Here is a 21,217-nt window from a genome sequence, read left to right on the forward strand (position 1 = left end):
GATGCTGGAAAATTATAAACACACCACGGTGTTGCTGGATGAAGCCGTAAACGGCCTGAATATTCGTCCAGACGGCATCTACATTGATGGGACATTTGGTCGCGGTGGTCATTCACGTCTGATCCTCTCACAGCTTGGTGAAGAGGGACGTTTACTGGCAATCGATCGCGATCCGCAGGCTATTGCCGTTGCAAAGACGATTACCGATCCCCGTTTTTCCATCGTACATGGACCTTTTTCTGCGTTGGCTGACTATGTCGCCGAACGCGGACTGACCGGTAAGATCGACGGGATTCTTCTCGATCTTGGGGTTTCATCTCCGCAGCTTGATGACGCGGAGCGCGGTTTTTCGTTTATGCGTGACGGTCCGTTAGATATGCGTATGGACCCAACACGCGGTCAGTCAGCGGCTGAATGGCTGCAAACCGCCGATGAAGCAGACATTGCCTGGGTGATTAAAACCTTTGGCGAAGAACGCTTCGGCAAACGCATTGCTCGCGCCATTGTCGAGCGCAATCGCATCGAACCGATGACCCGCACCAAAGAGCTGGCGGAAGTGATTGCGGCGGCAATGCCGGTGAAAGACAAATTCAAACATCCCGCGACCCGTACCTTCCAGGCGGTGCGCATTTGGGTGAACAGTGAACTGGAGGAGATAGAGCAGGCGCTAAAAAGCTCGCTCAGCGTGCTGGCACCAGGTGGTCGCCTTTCGATAATCAGTTTCCATTCGCTTGAAGATCGCATTGTGAAACGCTTTATGCGCGAACAAAGCCGTGGTCCTCAGGTTCCGGCTGGAATACCGATGACCGAAGCGCAGATCAAAAAGCTGGGCGGCCGTGAGTTAAGAGCACTAGGCAAGATGATGCCGGGCGAAGAAGAGGTAGCTGAAAATCCTCGTGCCCGTAGTTCAGTTCTGCGTATTGCAGAGAGGACGAACGCATGATCAGCAGAGTGACAGAAGCCCTCAGCAAAGTTAAGGGATCGATAGGAAGCAACGAGCGCCATGCCTTGCCTGGTGTGATCGGTGACGATCTTTTGCGGTTTGGGAAGCTGCCACTCTGCCTGTTCATTTGCATTATTTTGACGGCGGTTACCGTCGTGACAACAGCACACCATACGCGGTTACTGACCGCGCAGCGTGAGCAGCTGGTTCTGGAGCGAGATGCGCTGGATATCGAATGGCGCAACCTGATCCTTGAGGAGAACGCGCTCGGCGACCATAGCCGTGTTGAACGGATCGCAACGGAAAAGCTGCAAATGCAGCATGTTGATCCCTCACAAGAAAACATCGTAGTACAAAAATAAGGATAAACGCGACGCATGAAAGCAGCGGCAAAAACGCACAAACCAAAACGCCAGGAAGAACAAGCCAACTTTATCAGTTGGCGTTTTGCGTTACTGTGCGGCTGTATTTTGCTGGCACTGGGTTTTCTGCTGGGGCGCGTTGCCTGGCTGCAAATCATCGCGCCGGACATGCTGGTACGTCAGGGCGACATGCGCTCTCTGCGCGTCCAGGAAGTGTCCACCTCGCGCGGGATGATTACCGACCGCTCTGGTCGTCCACTGGCGGTGAGCGTTCCGGTGAAGGCGATTTGGGCCGACCCGAAAGAGGTGCATGACGCAGGCGGCGTGAGCGTTGGCGAGCGCTGGAGAGCGCTGTCGACGGCGCTGAACCTCCCGCTCGATCAACTGGCTTCCCGCATTAACGCCAACCCGAAAGGGCGCTTTATCTATCTGGCGCGTCAGGTAAACCCTGACATGGCTGACTACATCAAAAAACTGAAGCTGCCAGGGATTCACCTGCGTGAAGAGTCCCGCCGTTACTATCCTTCCGGAGAAGTGACCGCTCACCTCATCGGTTTTACCAACGTCGACAGCCAGGGGATTGAAGGCGTTGAGAAGAGCTTCGATAAATGGCTCACCGGACAACCGGGTGAACGTATTGTACGTAAAGACCGCTATGGCCGCGTCATTGAAGATATCTCCTCTACCGACAGCCAGGCGGCGCACAACCTGGCGCTGAGTATCGATGAGCGTTTACAGGCGCTGGTCTACCGTGAACTGAATAACGCCGTGGCGTTTAACAAGGCTGAGTCAGGCAGTGCGGTGCTGGTGGATGTGAACACCGGTGAAGTGCTGGCAATGGCCAACAGTCCGTCTTACAACCCGAACAATCTCACCGGTACGCCGAAAGACGCGATGCGTAACCGTACCATTACCGACGTGTTTGAGCCGGGTTCTACCGTTAAACCGATGGTGGTGATGACCGCGCTGCAGCGTGGCGTGGTACGTGAAAATACCGTACTTAACACCATTCCTTACCGAATTAATGGCCACGAAATTAAAGACGTGGCGCGTTATAGCGAATTGACCCTTACCGGGGTTTTGCAGAAGTCGAGTAACGTCGGTGTTTCCAAGCTGGCGTTAGCGATGCCGTCCTCAGCGTTAGTAGATACTTACTCACGTTTTGGGCTGGGAAAAGCGACCAATTTGGGGTTGGTCGGAGAACGCAGTGGCTTATATCCTCAAAAACAACGGTGGTCTGACATAGAGAGGGCCACCTTCTCTTTCGGCTATGGGCTAATGGTAACGCCGTTACAGTTAGCGCGAGTCTACGCAACGATCGGCAGCTATGGCGTTTATCGCCCGCTGTCGATTACCAAAGTTGACCCTCCTGTTCCGGGCGAGCGTATCTTCCCGGAAGCCACCGTACGCACCGTGGTGCACATGATGGAAAGCGTGGCGCTGCCTGGTGGCGGCGGCGTGAAGGCGGCGATTAAAGGCTATCGCATCGCCATTAAAACCGGTACGGCGAAAAAAGTCGGGCCAGATGGCCGCTACATCAATAAATACATTGCTTATACCGCAGGTGTTGCGCCTGCGAGTCAGCCGCGCTTCGCGCTGGTTGTTGTTATCAACGATCCGCAGGCGGGTAAATATTACGGTGGCGCCGTTTCCGCGCCGGTCTTTGGTGCCATCATGGGCGGCGTTTTGCGCACCATGAACATCGAGCCGGATGCGCTGACAACGGGCGATAAAAATGAATTTGTGAATAATCAAGGCGAGGCAACAGGTGGCAGATCGTAATTTGCGCGACCTTCTTGCTCCATGGGTGCCGGGTGCACCGGAGCGAGCACTGCGAGAGATGACACTCGACAGCCGTGTGGCTGCATCGGGCGATCTCTTTGTCGCAGTATTGGGTCATCAGGCGGACGGGCGTCGATATATCCCGCAGGCGATAGCGCAAGGTGTGGCTGCCATTATTGCAGAAGCAAAAGATGAAGCTGCTGACGGTGAAATCCGCGAAATGCACGGTGTACCGGTTATCTATCTGAGCCAGCTTAACGAACGCTTATCTGCACTGGCGGGCCGTTTTTACCATGAGCCTTCTGAAAAAATGCGTCTGGTCGGTGTGACCGGAACGAACGGTAAAACCACCACCACCCAACTGCTGGCACAGTGGAGCCAACTGCTTGGTGAAACCAGTGCGGTAATGGGAACGGTAGGTAATGGCCTGCTGGGTAAAGTGATCCCGACGGAAAATACCACTGGTTCAGCCGTTGACGTTCAGCATGTGCTGGCGGGTCTGGTTGAACAGGGCGCGACCTTTGGCGCGATGGAAGTTTCATCGCATGGTCTGGTTCAGCACCGCGTGGCGGCGCTGAAATTTGCGGCCTCAGTATTTACCAACTTAAGCCGTGACCATCTCGATTATCACGGCGATATGGAGCACTACGAAGCCGCGAAATGGCTGCTGTATTCCACGCACCATTGCGGGCAGGCCATTGTTAATGCGGATGATGAAGTCGGTCGCCGCTGGCTGGCTAAACTTCCCGATGCGGTTGCCGTATCAATGGAAGACCACATTAACCCGAACTGTCACGGTCGTTGGTTAAAAGCGATTGACGTGGATTATCACGATAGCGGCGCGACGATTCGATTTGCTTCCTCATGGGGCGACGGCGAAATTGAAAGCCGCCTGATGGGGGCGTTTAACGTCAGCAATTTGCTGCTGGCGCTGGCCACACTGTTGGCGTTGGGGTATCCGTTAGCTGATTTACTGAAAACGGCGGCACGACTGCAGCCGGTTTGCGGGCGCATGGAAGTGTTCAGCGCGCCGGGCAAAACCACCGTGGTAGTTGATTACGCCCATACGCCGGATGCACTGGAAAAAGCGCTGCAGGCGGCCCGTCTGCATTGCACCGGCAAGCTGTGGTGCGTCTTTGGCTGCGGCGGCGATCGCGACAAAGGTAAACGTCCGTTGATGGGCGCCATTGCCGAGCAGTTTGCCGATGTCGTTGTGGTTACGGATGACAACCCGCGCACCGAAGAGCCTCGCGCCATTATCAATGACATTCTGGCGGGGATGCTGGATGCCGGGCAGGCCAAAGTAATGGAAGGCCGTGCTGAAGCGGTCACTAGCGCCATCATGCAGGCAAAAGAAAATGACGTGGTGCTGGTCGCTGGCAAAGGCCATGAAGATTACCAGATTGTTGGTGCACACCGTCTCGACTACTCCGATCGCGTGACGGCAGCACGTCTGCTGGGGGTTATCGCATGATTAGCGTAACGCTCAGCCAACTGGCGGAGATCCTCCGTGGCGAACTGAAAGGGGCCGATCTGGCCCTTGATGCGGTGACAACCGATACGCGTAAAGTGACGCCGGGCTGCCTGTTTGTGGCACTGAAAGGCGAACGCTTTGATGCCCATGATTTTGCAGACAAAGCGCAAGAGAGCGGGGCCGGTGCGCTGTTGGTCAGCCGCCCGTTGGACACCAACCTGCCGCAGCTGATTGTGAAAGATACGCGTCTGGCGTTTGGTGAACTGGCTGCGTGGGTTCGCGCCCAGGTTCCGGCGCGCGTTGTCGCGCTGACCGGCTCATCCGGTAAAACGTCCGTTAAAGAGATGACGGCTGCCATTCTGAGCCAGTGTGGTAACACTCTATATACCGCGGGCAACCTGAATAACGACATCGGTGTACCGATGACGCTGCTGCGCTTAAACAACGATTACGACTATGCCGTGATTGAGCTCGGTGCCAACCATCAGGGCGAAATCGCCTGGACCGTCGGCCTGACGCGTCCGGAAGCGGCGCTGGTGAACAACCTGGCCGCCGCGCACCTGGAAGGCTTCGGCTCTCTGGCGGGCGTGGCGAAGGCAAAAGGTGAGATTTTTACCGGCCTGTCAGCGAACGGTATCGCCATTATGAATGCCGACAACAACGACTGGCTGAACTGGCAGAGCATTATTGGCGATCGCAAAGTCTGGCGTTTTTCGCCGAATGCGGCTAACAGCGACTTTTCGGCGGCCAACGTACATGTGACCTCACACGGCACGGAGTTTACGCTGCAAACCCCAACCGGAAGCATTGATGTTCTGCTGCCGTTACCGGGTCGCCATAATATCGCTAACGCCCTTGCGGCGGCGGCGCTTTCTATGGCGGTAGGCGCGACGCACGAGGCGATCAAAGCGGGTTTGAAGGATCTGCAAGCGGTACCGGGGCGTCTGTTCCCGATTCAACTCGCGGAAAATCAGCTGCTGCTGGACGACTCCTATAACGCGAACGTCGGTTCGATGACCGCTGCGGTGCAGGTGCTGTCTGAAATGCCGGGCTATCGCGTACTGGTCGTTGGCGATATGGCAGAGCTTGGCGCAGAAAGCGAAGCATGCCATGTACAGGTGGGTGTTGCTGCGAAAGCCGCAGGCATCGACCGTGTACTGAGTACAGGAAAACTGAGTCAGGCAATTAGCGACGCCAGTGGCGTTGGCGAACATTTTGCGGATAAAACCGCGCTGACCGCGCATCTTAAAGCGCTGATTGCAGAACATCAGATCATGACGATTTTAGTGAAGGGTTCACGTAGTGCCGCCATGGAAGAGGTAGTACGCGCATTACAGGAGAATGGGACATGTTAGTTTGGCTGGCCGAACATTTGGTCAAATATTATTCCGGCTTTAACGTCTTTTCCTATCCGACGTTTCGCGCCATCGTCAGCCTGCTGACCGCGCTGTTCATCTCTTTGTGGATGGGCCCGCGCATGATCGCCCGCTTACAAAAAATGTCCTTTGGACAGGTCGTACGTAACGACGGTCCGGAATCGCACTTCAGTAAACGCGGTACGCCAACCATGGGTGGGATCATGATCCTCACCGCGATAGTTATCTCCGTACTGCTGTGGGCATATCCGTCGAACCCGTACGTATGGTGCGTGCTGGTGGTATTGATTGGCTACGGCATTATCGGTTTTGTCGATGACTACCGCAAAGTGGTGCGCAAAGATACCAAGGGCCTGATTGCCCGCTGGAAGTACTTCTGGATGTCGGTCATTGCATTAGGGGTCGCGTTTGCGCTGTATCTGGCCGGTAAAGACACTCCGGCGACCGAGCTGGTGGTGCCGTTCTTTAAAGACGTGATGCCGCAACTGGGGCTGTTCTACGTGCTGCTGGCGTACTTCGTGATTGTCGGTACCGGGAATGCGGTAAACCTTACCGACGGCCTGGATGGACTGGCGATTATGCCGACCGTGTTTGTGGCCGCCGGTTTTGCGCTGGTGGCATGGGCGACCGGTAACATGAACTTTGCTAACTATCTGCACATTCCTTATTTACGCCACGCTGGCGAATTGGTGATTGTCTGTACGGCGATTGTCGGCGCAGGTTTAGGCTTCCTGTGGTTTAACACCTATCCGGCGCAGGTCTTTATGGGCGACGTCGGTTCACTGGCACTGGGTGGCGCGCTGGGCATTATTGCCGTACTGCTGCGTCAGGAGTTCCTGTTAGTGATCATGGGCGGCGTATTTGTTGTAGAAACGCTGTCGGTCATTCTGCAGGTGGGCTCCTTTAAGCTGCGCGGACAGCGCATCTTCCGTATGGCGCCGATTCACCATCACTATGAACTGAAGGGCTGGCCGGAACCTCGCGTTATTGTGCGCTTCTGGATTATTTCGCTGATGCTGGTGCTGATTGGCCTGGCAACGCTGAAGGTACGTTAATCATGGCTGATTACCAGGGTAAAAATGTCGTCATTATCGGTCTGGGATTGACCGGGCTGTCCTGCGTGGATTTCTTTCTGGCGCGTGGCGTGACGCCGCGCGTGATGGATACCCGTGCGACGCCGCCTGGCCTGGATAAATTACCGGAAGCGGTTGAGCGTCATGTCGGCAGCCTGAATGATGACTGGCTGCTGGCTGCCGATCTCATCGTCGCCAGCCCTGGTATTGCCCTGGCGCATCCTTCGTTGAGCGCCGCTGCTGATGCAGGGATTGAAATTGTTGGCGACATTGAGCTGTTTTGTCGCGAAGCACAGGCGCCGATCGTCGCGATCACCGGGTCCAACGGTAAAAGCACCGTCACGACGCTGGTTGGCGAAATGGCGAAAGCGGCCGGAGTAAACGTCGGCGTTGGCGGTAATATTGGCCTGCCTGCGCTGATGCTGCTTGATGCGGAACGTGAATTGTATGTACTGGAGCTGTCGAGCTTCCAGCTTGAGACAACCTCCAGCTTACAGGCCGTAGCCGCCACCATTTTGAACGTCACCGAAGATCATATGGACAGATATCCGTTTGGCTTGCAGCAGTACCGTGCGGCCAAACTGCGTGTCTATGAGAATGCGAAAGTGTGTGTGGTTAATGCTGATGATGCGCTGACCATGCCGATTCGCGGGGCGGATGAGCGCTGCGTGAGCTTTGGCATCAACATGGGTGACTATCATCTCAATCGTCAGCAAGGTGAAACCTGGCTGCGGGTGAAGGGTGAAAAAGTCCTGAACGTGAAAGAGATGACGCTTACCGGCCAGCATAACTATACCAACGCCCTGGCGGCGCTGGCGCTGGCGGATGCTGCGGGTCTGCCGCGGGCGTCCAGCCTGAAAGCGCTGACTACCTTTACCGGTCTGGCGCACCGTTTTCAGTTGGTGCTGAACCATAACGGCGTACGCTGGATTAACGATTCGAAAGCCACCAACGTGGGCAGTACCGAAGCCGCGCTGAATGGCCTGCACGTTGACGGCACGCTGCACCTGCTGCTGGGCGGCGACGGAAAATCCGCTGATTTTATGCCGCTGCAACGTTACCTGAGCGGCAACAATATTCGTCTGTACTGCTTTGGTCGCGATGGCGCGCAACTCGCCGCTCTGCGACCTGAGATTGCGGAACAAACTGAAACCATGGAACAGGCGATGCGTCTGCTTGCGCCGCGCGTGAAGCCGGGCGATATGGTGCTGCTGTCGCCAGCCTGCGCCAGCCTTGACCAGTTCAAGAACTTTGAGCAACGTGGTGACGTCTTCACCCGTTTGGCGAAGGAGTTGGGTTGATGCGCTTATCTCTCCCTCGTCTGAAAATGCCGCGCGTACCGGGACTGGGTGTCCTGGCGTGGATCTTCGCGGCACTTAAAGGCTGGGTGATGGCTTCGCGTGATAAAGACGCCGACAGCCTGATCATGTATGACCGCATGCTGCTGTGGCTGACCTTTGGTCTGGCAGCGATTGGTTTTGTGATGGTGACATCAGCATCGATGCCTGTAGGGCAACGCCTGGCGGGCGATCCTTTCCTGTTTGCTAAGCGTGACGCGTTGTACATCTTTCTCGCGTTTTGTCTGGCGATGGTGACGCTGCGTCTGCCGATGGAGTTCTGGCAAAAGTACAGTACGACGATGCTGATAGCCTCAATCATCATGCTGCTGATCGTTCTGGTGGTGGGGAGTTCCGTTAACGGGGCGTCGCGCTGGATTGCGTTGGGCCCGCTGCGTATTCAGCCTGCGGAATTTACCAAGCTGTCGCTGTTCTGTTATCTCGCCAATTATCTGGTGCGTAAAGTGGATGAGGTGCGTAACAACCTGCGCGGCTTCTTAAAACCGATGGGCGTGATCCTGGTGCTGGCTATTTTACTGCTGGCGCAGCCTGACCTCGGTACGGTGGTGGTGCTGTTTGTTACCACGTTGGCGATGCTATTTTTGGCTGGCGCCAAATTGTGGCAATTCATCGCCATCATCGGCATGGGGATTTCGGCGGTCGTACTGCTGATCCTTGCCGAGCCGTATCGTATTCGCCGCGTAACTTCCTTCTGGAACCCGTGGGAAGATCCGTTTGGCAGCGGCTATCAGCTGACACAGTCTCTGATGGCTTTTGGTCGCGGTGAAGTGTGGGGCCAGGGATTGGGTAATTCAGTCCAAAAACTGGAGTATTTGCCGGAAGCGCACACCGACTTTATCTTCGCCATTATTGGGGAGGAGCTGGGTTATATCGGTGTGGTACTCGCTCTTTTAATGGTATTCTTCGTCGCTTTTCGCGCGATGTCGATTGGTCGTAAGGCGCTGGAAATTGACCACCGTTTTTCAGGTTTCTTAGCCTGCTCCATCGGGATTTGGTTTAGCTTCCAGGCGCTGGTAAACGTCGGCGCGGCGGCGGGTATGCTGCCAACGAAAGGTCTGACGTTGCCGTTGATCAGTTATGGTGGTTCAAGTTTGTTGATCATGTCGACAGCCATCATGTTTTTGTTACGTATTGATTATGAAACGCGTCTGGAAAAAGCCCAGGCGTTTACACGAGGTGCACGATGAGTGGTCAACCGAAGCGGTTAATGGTGATGGCGGGCGGTACCGGTGGACATGTGTTCCCGGGGCTGGCGGTTGCGCACTATTTAATGGCCCAGGGCTGGCAGGTTCGTTGGCTGGGCACCGCCGATCGTATGGAAGCGGACTTAGTGCCGAAGCATGGCATTGAAATTGACTTTATTCGCATCTCCGGTTTGCGTGGCAAAGGTGTTAACGCGCTGCTTGCCGCCCCCGTGCGTATTTTTAATGCCTGGCGTCAGGCGCGCGCCATCATGAAGCAGTTTAAGCCTGATGTGGTGCTGGGTATGGGCGGCTACGTGTCCGGCCCTGGCGGTCTGGCGGCCTGGTCATTAGGCATTCCGGTAGTTCTGCATGAGCAGAACGGTATTGCGGGATTAACCAACAAATGGTTGGCGAAGATCGCGACGAAGGTGATGCAGGCCTTCCCTGGTGCTTTCCCGAATGCGGACGTGGTGGGGAATCCAGTGCGTACTGATGTCCTTGCACTGCCGTTACCCGAAGAACGTTTGGCTGGGCGTGAAGGTCCGGTGCGCGTGCTTGTTGTCGGAGGTTCGCAGGGCGCGCGCGTGCTGAACCAGACGATGCCGCAGGTCGCCGCAAAACTTGGCGACGCAGTGACTATCTGGCATCAGAGCGGTAAAGGCGCGCAGCAAACCGTTGAGCAGGCTTATGCCGATGCGGGACAACCGCAGCACAAGGTCACTGAGTTTATTGATGATATGGCAGCCGCCTACGCGTGGGCGGATGTCGTAGTTTGTCGCTCAGGCGCGCTGACGGTAAGCGAAATTGCTGCCGCAGGTTTGCCGGCGTTGTTTGTGCCGTTCCAGCACAAAGACAGACAGCAGTACTGGAATGCGCTGCCGCTGGAGAAAGCGGGCGCTGCCAAAATTCTTGAGCAGCCGCAGTTTACTGTGGATGCCGTCGCCAGCACCCTTGCCGGGTGGTCGCGAGAAACCTTATTAACCATGGCAGAACGTGCGCGCGCCGCATCCATACCGGATGCCACAGAGCGTGTTGCAACTGAAGTGAGCCGGGCTGCCCGGGTGTAATTGTTGTGATGCCTTTTGCATCGCATGAACTGAGAAGTTAATGGCTAAAGAATGAATACACAACAACTGGCAAAACTGCGTTCCATCGTGCCCGAAATGCGTCGCGTTCGGCACATCCACTTTGTCGGCATCGGTGGTGCCGGTATGGGCGGTATTGCCGAAGTTTTGGCCAATGAAGGTTATCAGATCAGCGGTTCTGACTTAGCGCCGAATCCGGTGACGCAGCAGTTGACGAATCTGGGCGCCACGATTTTCTTTAATCATCGCCCGGAAAACGTGCGTGATGCGAGCGTGGTGGTGGTGTCCAGCGCTATTTCTGCGGATAACCCGGAAATTGTTGCGGCCCATGAAGCGCGTATCCCGGTGATCCGCCGTGCGGAGATGCTGGCAGAGTTGATGCGTTTTCGTCACGGTATCGCCATTGCCGGGACCCACGGTAAAACCACGACCACGGCGATGGTCTCCAGCATCTATGCGGAAGCGGGTCTGGATCCGACTTTCGTCAACGGCGGTTTGGTGAAAGCAGCAGGCGTCCATGCGCGTCTGGGTCATAGCCGTTATTTGATTGCCGAAGCGGATGAGAGCGACGCGTCGTTCCTGCATTTGCAGCCGATGGTGGCGATTGTCACCAATATCGAAGCTGACCATATGGATACCTACCATGGCGACTTCGAAAATTTAAAGCAGACGTTTATTAATTTCCTGCATAACTTGCCGTTTTATGGTCGTGCGGTGATGTGCGTTGACGATCCGGTTATTCGCGAGCTGTTACCGCGAGTTGGCCGTCAGACCACGACCTATGGTTTCAGCGATGATGCTGACGTTCGCGTGGAAGATTATCAACAGATCGGCCCACAAGGGCACTTTACGCTGCTGCGCCAGGGGATGGCTGATTTACGCGTTACGTTAAACGCGCCGGGCCGCCACAATGCGCTGAACGCGGCGGCGGCGGTGGCAGTTGCAACAGAAGAAGGCATTGAAGACGAGGCTATTTTACGCGCGCTGGAAAGTTTCCAGGGGACCGGGCGTCGTTTTGACTTCCTCGGCGAGTTCCCGCTTGAGCCGGTGAACGGGAAAGCCGGAACTGCGATGCTGGTCGATGACTATGGCCATCACCCAACGGAAGTGGACGCCACGATCAAAGCCGCACGCGCAGGTTGGCCGGACAAAAATTTGGTGATGCTGTTCCAGCCGCACCGCTTCACGCGTACGCGCGATTTGTACGACGACTTTGCCAATGTGCTGACACAGGTTGATGCGCTGCTGATGCTGGACGTGTATGCCGCGGGCGAAGCCGCGATTCCGGGTGCAGATAGCCGCTCGCTGTGCCGTACCATTCGTGGTCGCGGTAAGATCGATCCTATTCTGGTGTCCGATCCGGCCCAGGTAGCGGAAATGCTGGCACCGGTATTAACCGGCAACGATCTGATTTTGGTGCAAGGTGCTGGAAATATCGGCAAAATCGCACGTTCCTTAGCTGAAATCAAACTGAAGCCGCAAAACCCGGAGGAGGAACAACATGGCTGATAAAATCGCGGTCCTGTTAGGGGGCACCTCCGCAGAACGAGAAGTGTCGCTGAATTCTGGCGCGGCTGTACTCGCCGGGTTGCGTGAAGGTGGTGTAGATGCCCATCCGGTTGACCCGAAAGAGGTTGATGTCACTCTTCTGAAATCAATGGGTTTTCAGAAGGTGTTTATTGCTCTGCACGGTCGCGGCGGTGAAGATGGTACGTTGCAGGGCATGCTGGAGCAGATCGGCCTGCCGTATACCGGTAGCGGCGTTATTGCATCGGCTATCTCAATGGACAAGCTGCGCAGCAAGCTGCTGTGGCAGGGGGCTGGATTGCCCGTTGCGCCATGGGTGGCATTGACCCGTGCTGAGTTTGAAAAAGGACTTAGCGATGAAGTGGTTACGAGAGTTTCTGCGTTAGGCTTGCCGTTGATTGTGAAGCCAAGCCGTGAAGGTTCCAGCGTCGGGATGTCAAAAGTTGAAGAAGAAAATGCTTTGCAAACTGCATTAGCATTGGCTTTTCAGCATGATGAAGAAGTACTGATTGAAAAATGGCTCAGTGGGCCAGAATTCACAGTTGCGATACTCGGCGAAGAAATTTTACCGTCAATACGTATCCAACCCGCGGGAACCTTCTATGATTATGAGGCGAAGTATCTGTCTGATGAGACACAATATTTCTGCCCTGCAGGTCTGGAAGTTGGCCAGGAGGCCGAATTACAGGCGTTAGTCCTGAATGCGTGGAACGCATTGGGCTGTAAAGGCTGGGGCCGTATTGACGTCATGCTGGACAGCGATGGCCAGTTTTATCTGCTGGAAGCGAATACCTCTCCGGGTATGACCAGCCACAGCCTGGTGCCGATGGCGGCGCGTCAGGCGGGCCTGAGCTTCTCGCAGTTGGTGGTTCGAATTCTGGCGTTGGCGGACTGATATGTCGCAGGCTGCGCTGAACACGCGAAACGGTGATGAAGAAGAGGTAGCCTCCTCACGCCGCAATAATGGAACGCGTCTTGCAGGAATTCTGTTTCTGCTGACAGTGCTGTGCACCGTGTTTGTCAGCGGCTGGGTCGTGTTGGGATGGATGGAAGATGCGCAGCGTTTGCCATTGTCGAAGCTGGTATTGACCGGTGAGCGACATTACACGCGCAATGACGATATTCGTCAGTCCATTCTGGCGCTGGGCGCTCCGGGTACCTTTATGACTCAGGATGTAAACATCATTCAGAGTCAGATTGAACGCCTTCCCTGGATTAAGCAGGCGAGCGTCAGAAAGCAGTGGCCTGATGAATTGAAGATTCATCTGGTTGAATATGTGCCAATAGCGCGTTGGAATGACCAACATATGGTGGATGCCGATGGCAATACGTTCAGCGTCCCAACCGGTCGGGCCAATAAGCAGGTATTACCCATGTTGTATGGCCCGGAAGGCAGCGCGAGTGAAGTGTTGCAAGGGTTCCGCGATATGGGGCAGGTGCTGGCTAAGGATAGATTCACCCTGAAGGAAGCGGCGATGACCGCTCGTCGTTCCTGGCAGTTAACGCTTAATAACGATATTAAGCTCAATCTGGGCAGGGGCGATACGATAAAACGTTTGGCTCGCTTTGTGGAACTCTACCCGGTTTTACAGCAGCAGGCGCAAACCGATGGCAAACGGATTAGCTACGTTGATTTGCGTTATGACTCAGGAGCGGCAGTAGGCTGGGTTCCCTTGCCTCCTGAGGAATCTAATCAGCAACAGAATCAGGCACAGGCAGAACAACAATGATCAAGGCGACGGACAGAAAACTGGTAGTTGGACTGGAGATTGGCACCGCGAAGGTAGCCGCTTTAGTAGGGGAAGTTCTGCCCGACGGTATGGTCAATATCATTGGCGTGGGCAGTTGCCCATCGCGAGGTATGGATAAAGGTGGGGTGAATGACCTTGAGTCAGTGGTGAAATGCGTACAGCGCGCCATTGACCAGGCTGAACTGATGGCAGATTGCCAGATTTCCTCAGTGTATCTGGCGCTTTCAGGTAAACATATTAGCTGTCAGAATGAAATTGGTATGGTGCCCATTTCCGAAGAGGAAGTGACCCAGGAAGATGTGGAAAATGTTGTGCATACGGCAAAATCCGTACGTGTGCGCGATGAACATCGTGTACTGCACGTTATTCCACAGGAATACGCCATTGACTACCAGGAAGGCATTAAAAATCCGGTCGGTCTTTCCGGCGTGCGTATGCAGGCAAAAGTACATCTGATTACCTGCCACAACGACATGGCGAAGAACATCGTCAAAGCCGTTGAACGCTGTGGCCTGAAAGTTGACCAACTGATATTTGCCGGGTTGGCAGCCAGTTATTCCGTGTTAACGGAAGACGAACGTGAGCTGGGTGTCTGCGTGGTCGATATTGGTGGTGGTACAATGGACATCGCCGTTTATACTGGCGGGGCGTTGCGCCATACCAAAGTAATCCCTTATGCAGGGAATGTGGTCACCAGCGATATCGCGTATGCCTTTGGTACGCCGCCGAGCGATGCTGAAGCCATCAAAGTGCGTCATGGTTGTGCGCTGGGTTCTATCGTTGGTAAAGATGAGAGCGTTGAAGTGCCAAGCGTCGGTGGTCGTCCGCCACGCAGTCTGCAACGTCAGACTCTGGCTGAGGTCATTGAGCCGCGTTATACCGAGCTGCTTAACCTGGTCAACGAAGAAATTTTGCAATTACAGGAACAACTTCGCCAGCAGGGTGTGAAACATCATCTGGCGGCGGGGATTGTGTTAACCGGTGGTGCTGCGCAAATTGAAGGTCTTGCGGCTTGCGCTCAGCGCGTGTTTCATACGCAGGTGCGTATTGGTGCGCCGCTCAATATTACCGGTCTGACAGATTATGCCCAGGAGCCGTATTATTCAACGGCAGTGGGGTTGCTTCATTACGGGAAAGAATCCCATTTAAGTGGTGAAGCTGAAGTTGAAAAACGTGTAACGGCATCAGTTGGCTCGTGGATTAAACGACTCAATAGTTGGCTGCGAAAAGAGTTTTAATTTTTATGAGGCCGGCAATAATTACGGCCTCAGGCGACAGGCACATACACAACGTCATTCAAGTTGCATCGCGACGGCAACCGAGCGAATCTCCTGGAACATAGTTTACTATGTGACGGGAGTGAGTGAAGGCAGCCAACAAAGAGGCGGCTTGAAGGATAAAGTGTAAAACGGAGAGAGAAACTATGTTTGAACCTATGGAACTGACCAATGACGCGGTGATTAAAGTCATCGGCGTCGGCGGCGGCGGCGGTAATGCCGTTGAACACATGGTGCGCGAGCGCATCGAAGGTGTTGAATTCTTCGCGGTGAATACCGACGCTCAGGCGTTGCGTAAAACGGCGGTTGGACAGACCATTCAGATTGGTAGCGGCATCACCAAGGGTCTGGGCGCGGGTGCAAACCCGGAAGTCGGTCGCAATGCGGCAGACGAAGACCGTGAAGCTCTGCGTGCAGCGCTTGACGGCGCAGACATGGTGTTCATCGCAGCAGGCATGGGCGGCGGGACCGGGACCGGTGCAGCGCCAGTGGTTGCTGAAGTAGCAAAAGATTTAGGTATTCTGACCGTTGCTGTCGTGACTAAGCCTTTCAACTTTGAAGGCAAGAAGCGTATGGCATTCGCGGAGCAGGGTATCACCGAGCTGTCCAAACATGTGGACTCTCTAATTACTATTCCGAACGACAAACTGCTGAAAGTGCTGGGTCGCGGTATCTCCCTGCTGGATGCGTTTGGCGCAGCGAATGATGTGCTGAAAGGCGCAGTCCAGGGTATCGCTGAACTGATTACCCGTCCGGGCCTGATGAACGTCGACTTTGCCGACGTGCGCACCGTGATGTCCGAAATGGGCTATGCGATGATGGGTTCTGGCGTGGCGAGCGGTGAAGATCGCGCTGAAGAAGCGGCTGAAATGGCTATCTCTTCACCTCTGCTGGAAGATATCGATCTGTCCGGCGCGCGTGGCGTGCTGGTCAACATTACTGCGGGCTTCGACCTGCGTCTGGATGAGTTCGAAACCGTAGGTAACACGATTCGTGCATTTGCATCGGATAACGCGACTGTGGTTATCGGTACTTCTCTGGACCCGGATATGAACGACGAACTGCGCGTTACCGTTGTTGCCACTGGAATTGGTATGGACAAGCGTCCTGAAATCACTCTGGTGACCAACAAGCAGGTTCAGCAGCCGGTAATGGATCGTTACCAGCAGCACGGTATGGCGCCGTTGACGCAAGAGCAAAAACCGGTAGCGAAGGTGGTTAACGACAATACGCCGCAGACCACTAAAGAGCCGGATTATCTGGATATCCCTGCATTCCTGCGTAAGCAAGCTGATTAAGAATTAGCTGGAATTTGGGGATTGTGGCTCTTTGTGCTAAACTGGCCCACCGAATGTATAGTACACTTCGGTTGGATAGGTAATTTGGCGAGATTATACGATGATCAAACAAAGGACTCTTAAACGTATCGTTCAGGCGACTGGCGTCGGTTTACATACCGGCAAAAAAGTCACCCTGACATTACGCCCTGCGCCGGCCAACACCGGGGTCATCTATCGTCGCACCGACTTGAATCCTCCGGTAGATTTCCCGGCCGATGCCAAATCTGTGCGTGATACCATGCTCTGTACGTGTCTGGTCAACGAGCATGATGTGCGGATTTCAACCGTTGAGCATCTTAATGCTGCTCTGGCGGGCTTAGGTATCGATAACATCGTTATTGAGGTTAATGCCCCGGAAATCCCGATCATGGATGGTAGTGCTGCTCCGTTCGTTTACTTGCTGCTTGATGCAGGTATTGAAGAACTGAACAGTGCGAAGAAATTTGTCCGCATCAAAGAGACCGTTCGCGTCGAAGATGGCGACAAGTGGGCTGAGTTTAAGCCGTATAATGGTTTTACGTTGGATTTCACCATCGACTTTAACCATCCGGCGATCGACTCCAGCACCCAGCGCTATGCGATGAACTTCTCTGCTGATGCGTTCATGCGTCAGATCAGCCGTGCGCGTACTTTCGGCTTCATGCGTGATATCGAATATCTGCAGTCCCGCGGCCTGTGCCTGGGCGGCAGCTTCGATTGTGCCATCGTTGTTGACGATTATCGCGTACTGAACGAAGACGGCCTGCGTTTTGAAGATGAATTCGTTCGTCACAAAATGCTCGACGCGATCGGTGACTTGTTCATGTGTGGTCACAACATTATTGGTGCATTTACCGCGTATAAATCCGGTCATGCATTGAATAACAAACTGTTGCAGGCGGTCCTGGCAAAACAGGAAGCCTGGGAATATGTGACCTTCCAGGACGACGCAGAACTGCCGCTGGCGTTCAAAGCGCCTTCGACTGTACTGGCATAATAACTATACACAAAATCATTCAAGTTGCATCAAGGCGGCAACTGAGCGAATCCTCAGGAACGTACGACCAGTACGTGACTGGGGTGAGAGAAGGCAGCCAACAAAGAGGCAGCTTGAAGGATGAAGTGTATATCTGTCGTATAAATTCGACTGGTCAATCTGGCACTCTCTCCGGCCAGGTGAGCCAGTCGTTTTTTTTATCCTCCAATAGCTCACCGTCTTTTTCGATGCGGCTTTTTTCCCGCTGTCAGATTAAAATACTGAGCGATCGCTGCTTTCTTAAGCATATTTACCCGCGACTTGCGTCATTACTGCTGTGGTGCGAACGCATTAATGGTAATATTTGTGCGCAAAAAATGGTTTTGCATTTATAACCCCAAACGCAGGGTAGATCAGGTGGCAATAACGTGAGTGGAATACTGACGCGCTGGCGACAGTTAGGCAGACGGTACTTCTGGCCGCATCTCTTATTAGGGATGGTCGCGGCAAGTTTTGGCCTGCCCGCGATCGGTAATGCTGCTGAACCTAATACCCCCGCGAAGGCGACCGCCAGCAATCACGATCAAGGCGCTAAAGTTAACTTTAACCAGCTTGCTTTGCTGGAAGCCACTAACCGTCGCCCGAATTTTACTGTTGATTATTGGCATCAACATGCCATTCGTACGGTTATACGCCATCTTTCTTTTGCTATGGCCCCTCAGGCGCTGCCCGTTGCCGAAGAGCCGTTGCCAATCCAGGCGCACCATCTTGCGTTACTGAATACGCTTAGCGCGATGCTGACGCAGGAAGGCAGACCGCCGGCGACAGTAAGTCGCGTGACATATGCCCATTTCACTTCTCAGGCCGCGTTTAGTATTCCTGTCTGGATAAGCCAGCAGCAGGGTATCCGCGCTGGTCCTCAACGCCTCAGCTAAAAAAGAACCTTCCAACTTATAATTTTTGACTCCGCACCGCGGGGCGTTTGAGATTTTATTATGCTAATCAAATTATTAACGAAAGTATTCGGTAGCCGTAACGAACGTACGCTGCGTCGTATGCGCAAAGTGGTCAACGTCATCAACGCGATGGAACCGGAGATGGAAAAACTCTCCGATTATGAGCTGAAAGCGAAGACCGCTGAATTCCGCGCCCGTCTGGAAAAAGGTGCCAGCGTGGAAAGCCTGATCCCGGAAGCATTTGCGGTAGTCCGTGAAGCGAGTAAGCGTGTGTTCGGTATGCGTCACTTCGACGTTCAGCTGCTGGGTGGTATGGTCCTCAACGATCGCTGTATCGCAGAAATGCGTACCGGTGAAGGTAAAACACTGACCGCAACGTTGCCAGCCTACCTGAACGCATTAAGCGGGAAAGGTGTACACGTCGTTACCGTGAACGACTATCTGGCTCAGCGTGACGCCGAAAATAACCGCCCACTGTTTGAGTTCCTCGGTATGACCGTAGGTATCAACATGTCAGGTCTGCCGGCTCCGGCCAAGCGTGAAGCTTACAATGCTGACATCACTTACGGTACCAACAACGAATACGGCTTTGACTACCTGCGCGACAACATGGCGTTTAGCCCGGAAGAGCGCGTTCAGCGTAAACTGCATTATGCGCTGGTCGATGAAGTCGACTCCATCCTGATCGATGAAGCACGTACTCCGCTGATCATTTCCGGCCCGGCTGAAGATAGCTCGGAAATGTACAAGAAAGTGAACAAAATCATTCCAAACCTGATCCGTCAGGAGAAGGAAGATTCTGACACATTCCAGGGCGAAGGCCATTTCTCTGTCGATGAGAAATCGCGCCAGGTTAACCTTACCGAACGTGGTCTGGTTCTGATTGAAGAACTGCTGGTGAAAGAAGGCATTATGGATGAAGGCGAGTCGTTGTACTCTCCGGGCAACATTATGCTGATGCATCACGTGACTGCTGCACTGCGTGCACATGTGCTGTTCACCCGTGATGTAGACTACATTGTGAAAGACGGCGAAGTTATCATCGTCGACGAACACACCGGACGTACCATGCAGGGGCGTCGCTGGTCCGACGGCCTGCACCAGGCTGTTGAAGCCAAAGAAGGCGTAGAAATCCAGAACGAAAACCAGACGCTGGCTTCTATCACCTTCCAGAACTACTTCCGCTTGTACGAAAAACTGGCCGGTATGACCGGTACAGCAGATACCGAAGCGTTCGAATTCAGCTCTATCTACAAACTGGATACCGTAGTGGTGCCGACCAACCGTCCGATGATCCGTAAGGATTTGCCGGATCTGGTGTACATGACCGAAGCGGAAAAAATTCAGGCCATTATCGAAGATATTAAAGAGCGTACCGCGAATGGTCAGCCGGTGCTGGTGGGGACTATCTCCATTGAGAAATCTGAAGTGGTCTCTAACGAACTGACCAAAGCAGGTATCAAGCATAACGTGCTGAACGCCAAGTTCCACGCTAACGAAGCAGCAATCGTCGCACAGGCGGGCTATCCTTCAGCCGTGACCATTGCCACTAACATGGCGGGTCGTGGTACGGATATCGTGCTGGGCGGTAGCTGGCAGGCAGAAGTCGCCGAGCTGGAAAATCCGACAGAAGAACAAATCGCACAGATTAAAGCTGACTGGCAGGTGCGTCACGACGCGGTGTTGGCCTCCGGTGGTTTGCACATCATTGGTACCGAACGTCATGAATCTCGCCGTATCGATAACCAGCTGCGTGGCCGTTCCGGTCGTCAGGGGGATGCGGGTTCTTCTCGTTTCTACCTGTCGATGGAAGATGCGCTGATGCGTATTTTTGCCTCCGACCGCGTGTCTGGCATGATGCGTAAATTGGGTATGAAGCCAGGTGAAGCGATTGAACATCCATGGGTAACCAAAGCGATTGCTAACGCGCAGCGTAAAGTAGAAAGCCGCAACTTCGACATTCGTAAGCAATTGCTGGAATATGATGATGTCGCCAACGACCAGCGTCGCGCAATCTACACCCAGCGTAACGAACTGCTGGACGTATCTGACGTTAGCGAGACCATCAACAGCATCCGTGAAGATGTCTTCAAAGCAACGATTGATGCCTATATTCCGCCGCAGTCTCTGGAAGAAATGTGGGATATCCCGGGTCTGCAGGAACGTCTGAAAAACGACTTCGATCTGGAAATGCCGATTTCAGAGTGGCTGGATAAAGAGCCTGAGCTGCACGAAGAAACGCTGCGCGAACGTATTCTGGCAAACGCCGTAGAAGTTTATCAGCGTAAAGAAGACGTTGTGGGCGCAGAGATGATGCGTCACTTCGAAAAAGGCGTGATGCTGCAAACTCTCGACTCCTTGTGGAAAGAGCACCTTGCGGCGATGGACTATCTGCGTCAGGGTATCCACCTGCGTGGTTATGCGCAAAAAGATCCGAAGCAGGAATATAAACGCGAATCCTTCTCTATGTTTGCATCAATGCTGGAATCACTGAAGTACGAAGTGATCAGCACCCTGAGCAAAGTTCAGGTGCGTATGCCTGAAGAAGTCGAAGCAATGGAGCAGCAGCGTCGCGAAGATGCTGAGCGTTTAGCGCAGATGCAGCAACTGAGCCATAAAGGTGATGATTCTGCTGCGGCAGAAGAGCTGGCGGCACAAACTGGCGATCGTAAAGTGGGTCGTAACGATCCGTGTCCTTGCGGTTCCGGTAAAAAATACAAACAGTGCCATGGCCGTCTGAGCTAAGAAAATAACTCACTGAAAAGGCGCAGAAT

General features: G+C 54.1%; 17 protein-coding genes. All 17 read left to right on the forward strand.

Annotated elements, in window-relative coordinates; genetic code table 11:
* Position 1 precedes the first annotated feature (1 nt).
* The 17 genes from rsmH to secA all read left to right on the forward strand — a co-directional run bounded on the left by rsmH (position 2) and on the right by secA (position 21,188).
* The gene (gene rsmH, locus EHN13_RS18060) at positions 2 to 943 is read left to right on the forward strand and encodes a 16S rRNA (cytosine(1402)-N(4))-methyltransferase RsmH (protein ID WP_124021847.1); all 942 of its coding nucleotides are present in this window, start codon (positions 2 to 4) and stop codon (positions 941 to 943) included.
* Positions 940 to 1,305, forward strand: coding sequence for a cell division protein FtsL (gene ftsL / locus EHN13_RS18065; protein ID WP_000625651.1), 366 nt, complete (start codon positions 940 to 942; stop codon positions 1,303 to 1,305). The genes rsmH and ftsL overlap by 4 nt, the downstream gene beginning before the upstream one ends.
* Before the next feature lie 15 nt (positions 1,306 to 1,320).
* Entirely contained in the window at positions 1,321 to 3,087 is a 1,767-nt protein-coding gene (ftsI, locus tag EHN13_RS18070; protein ID WP_003018783.1) for a peptidoglycan glycosyltransferase FtsI, read from the forward strand.
* A complete protein-coding gene (murE, locus tag EHN13_RS18075) occupies positions 3,074 to 4,561 on the forward strand; it encodes a UDP-N-acetylmuramoyl-L-alanyl-D-glutamate--2,6-diaminopimelate ligase (RefSeq protein WP_048212698.1) in 1,488 nt (495 codons plus the stop codon). The genes ftsI and murE overlap by 14 nt, the downstream gene beginning before the upstream one ends.
* Entirely contained in the window at positions 4,558 to 5,916 is a 1,359-nt protein-coding gene (murF, locus tag EHN13_RS18080) for a UDP-N-acetylmuramoyl-tripeptide--D-alanyl-D-alanine ligase (RefSeq protein WP_124021848.1), read from the forward strand. Before murE ends, murF begins: the two co-directional genes overlap by 4 nt.
* Positions 5,910 to 6,992 (forward strand): phospho-N-acetylmuramoyl-pentapeptide-transferase, encoded by a 1,083-nt coding sequence (mraY, locus tag EHN13_RS18085; RefSeq protein WP_124021849.1) that lies wholly within the window; start codon positions 5,910 to 5,912, stop codon positions 6,990 to 6,992. Before murF ends, mraY begins: the two co-directional genes overlap by 7 nt.
* Positions 6,993 to 6,994: 2 nt before the next feature.
* Positions 6,995 to 8,311 carry a UDP-N-acetylmuramoyl-L-alanine--D-glutamate ligase gene (gene murD, locus EHN13_RS18090; protein ID WP_124021850.1) on the forward strand — a complete coding sequence of 439 codons (1,317 nt, stop codon included), beginning with the start codon at positions 6,995 to 6,997 and terminating at the stop codon, positions 8,309 to 8,311.
* A complete protein-coding gene (gene ftsW / locus EHN13_RS18095) occupies positions 8,311 to 9,555 on the forward strand; it encodes a cell division protein FtsW (RefSeq protein ID WP_115600969.1) in 1,245 nt (414 codons plus the stop codon). The genes murD and ftsW overlap by 1 nt, the downstream gene beginning before the upstream one ends.
* Complete coding sequence (gene murG, locus EHN13_RS18100; RefSeq protein ID WP_124021851.1) at positions 9,552 to 10,619, forward strand: undecaprenyldiphospho-muramoylpentapeptide beta-N-acetylglucosaminyltransferase; 1,068 nt, start codon at positions 9,552 to 9,554, stop codon at positions 10,617 to 10,619. The genes ftsW and murG overlap by 4 nt, the downstream gene beginning before the upstream one ends.
* A 51-nt stretch (positions 10,620 to 10,670) precedes the next feature.
* A complete protein-coding gene (gene murC / locus EHN13_RS18105; RefSeq protein ID WP_061067244.1) occupies positions 10,671 to 12,146 on the forward strand; it encodes a UDP-N-acetylmuramate--L-alanine ligase in 1,476 nt (491 codons plus the stop codon).
* Complete coding sequence (locus EHN13_RS18110; protein WP_124021852.1) at positions 12,139 to 13,059, forward strand: D-alanine--D-alanine ligase; 921 nt, start codon at positions 12,139 to 12,141, stop codon at positions 13,057 to 13,059. Before murC ends, EHN13_RS18110 begins: the two co-directional genes overlap by 8 nt.
* A 1-nt stretch (position 13,060) precedes the next feature.
* Entirely contained in the window at positions 13,061 to 13,894 is an 834-nt protein-coding gene (gene ftsQ / locus EHN13_RS18115; RefSeq protein ID WP_101741386.1) for a cell division protein FtsQ, read from the forward strand.
* Positions 13,891 to 15,153, forward strand: coding sequence for a cell division protein FtsA (gene ftsA / locus EHN13_RS18120; protein ID WP_003018755.1), 1,263 nt, complete (start codon positions 13,891 to 13,893; stop codon positions 15,151 to 15,153). The genes ftsQ and ftsA overlap by 4 nt, the downstream gene beginning before the upstream one ends.
* A 185-nt stretch (positions 15,154 to 15,338) precedes the next feature.
* Positions 15,339 to 16,490, forward strand: coding sequence for a cell division protein FtsZ (gene ftsZ, locus EHN13_RS18125; protein WP_003018753.1), 1,152 nt, complete (start codon positions 15,339 to 15,341; stop codon positions 16,488 to 16,490).
* Between the two features lie 100 nt (positions 16,491 to 16,590).
* Positions 16,591 to 17,508 carry a UDP-3-O-acyl-N-acetylglucosamine deacetylase gene (lpxC, locus tag EHN13_RS18130; protein WP_048212691.1) on the forward strand — a complete coding sequence of 306 codons (918 nt, stop codon included), beginning with the start codon at positions 16,591 to 16,593 and terminating at the stop codon, positions 17,506 to 17,508.
* 407 nt (positions 17,509 to 17,915) lie between these two features.
* Positions 17,916 to 18,422 carry a secA translation cis-regulator SecM gene (gene secM, locus EHN13_RS18135; RefSeq protein WP_116360675.1) on the forward strand — a complete coding sequence of 169 codons (507 nt, stop codon included), beginning with the start codon at positions 17,916 to 17,918 and terminating at the stop codon, positions 18,420 to 18,422.
* A gap of 60 nt (positions 18,423 to 18,482) precedes the next feature.
* Positions 18,483 to 21,188 carry a preprotein translocase subunit SecA gene (gene secA / locus EHN13_RS18140; protein ID WP_124021853.1) on the forward strand — a complete coding sequence of 902 codons (2,706 nt, stop codon included), beginning with the start codon at positions 18,483 to 18,485 and terminating at the stop codon, positions 21,186 to 21,188.
* The last annotated feature ends 29 nt before the right edge of the window (positions 21,189 to 21,217 follow it).

It is taken from the genome of Citrobacter youngae (assembly GCF_003818115.1).
GTDB lineage: Bacteria > Pseudomonadota > Gammaproteobacteria > Enterobacterales > Enterobacteriaceae > Citrobacter > Citrobacter youngae.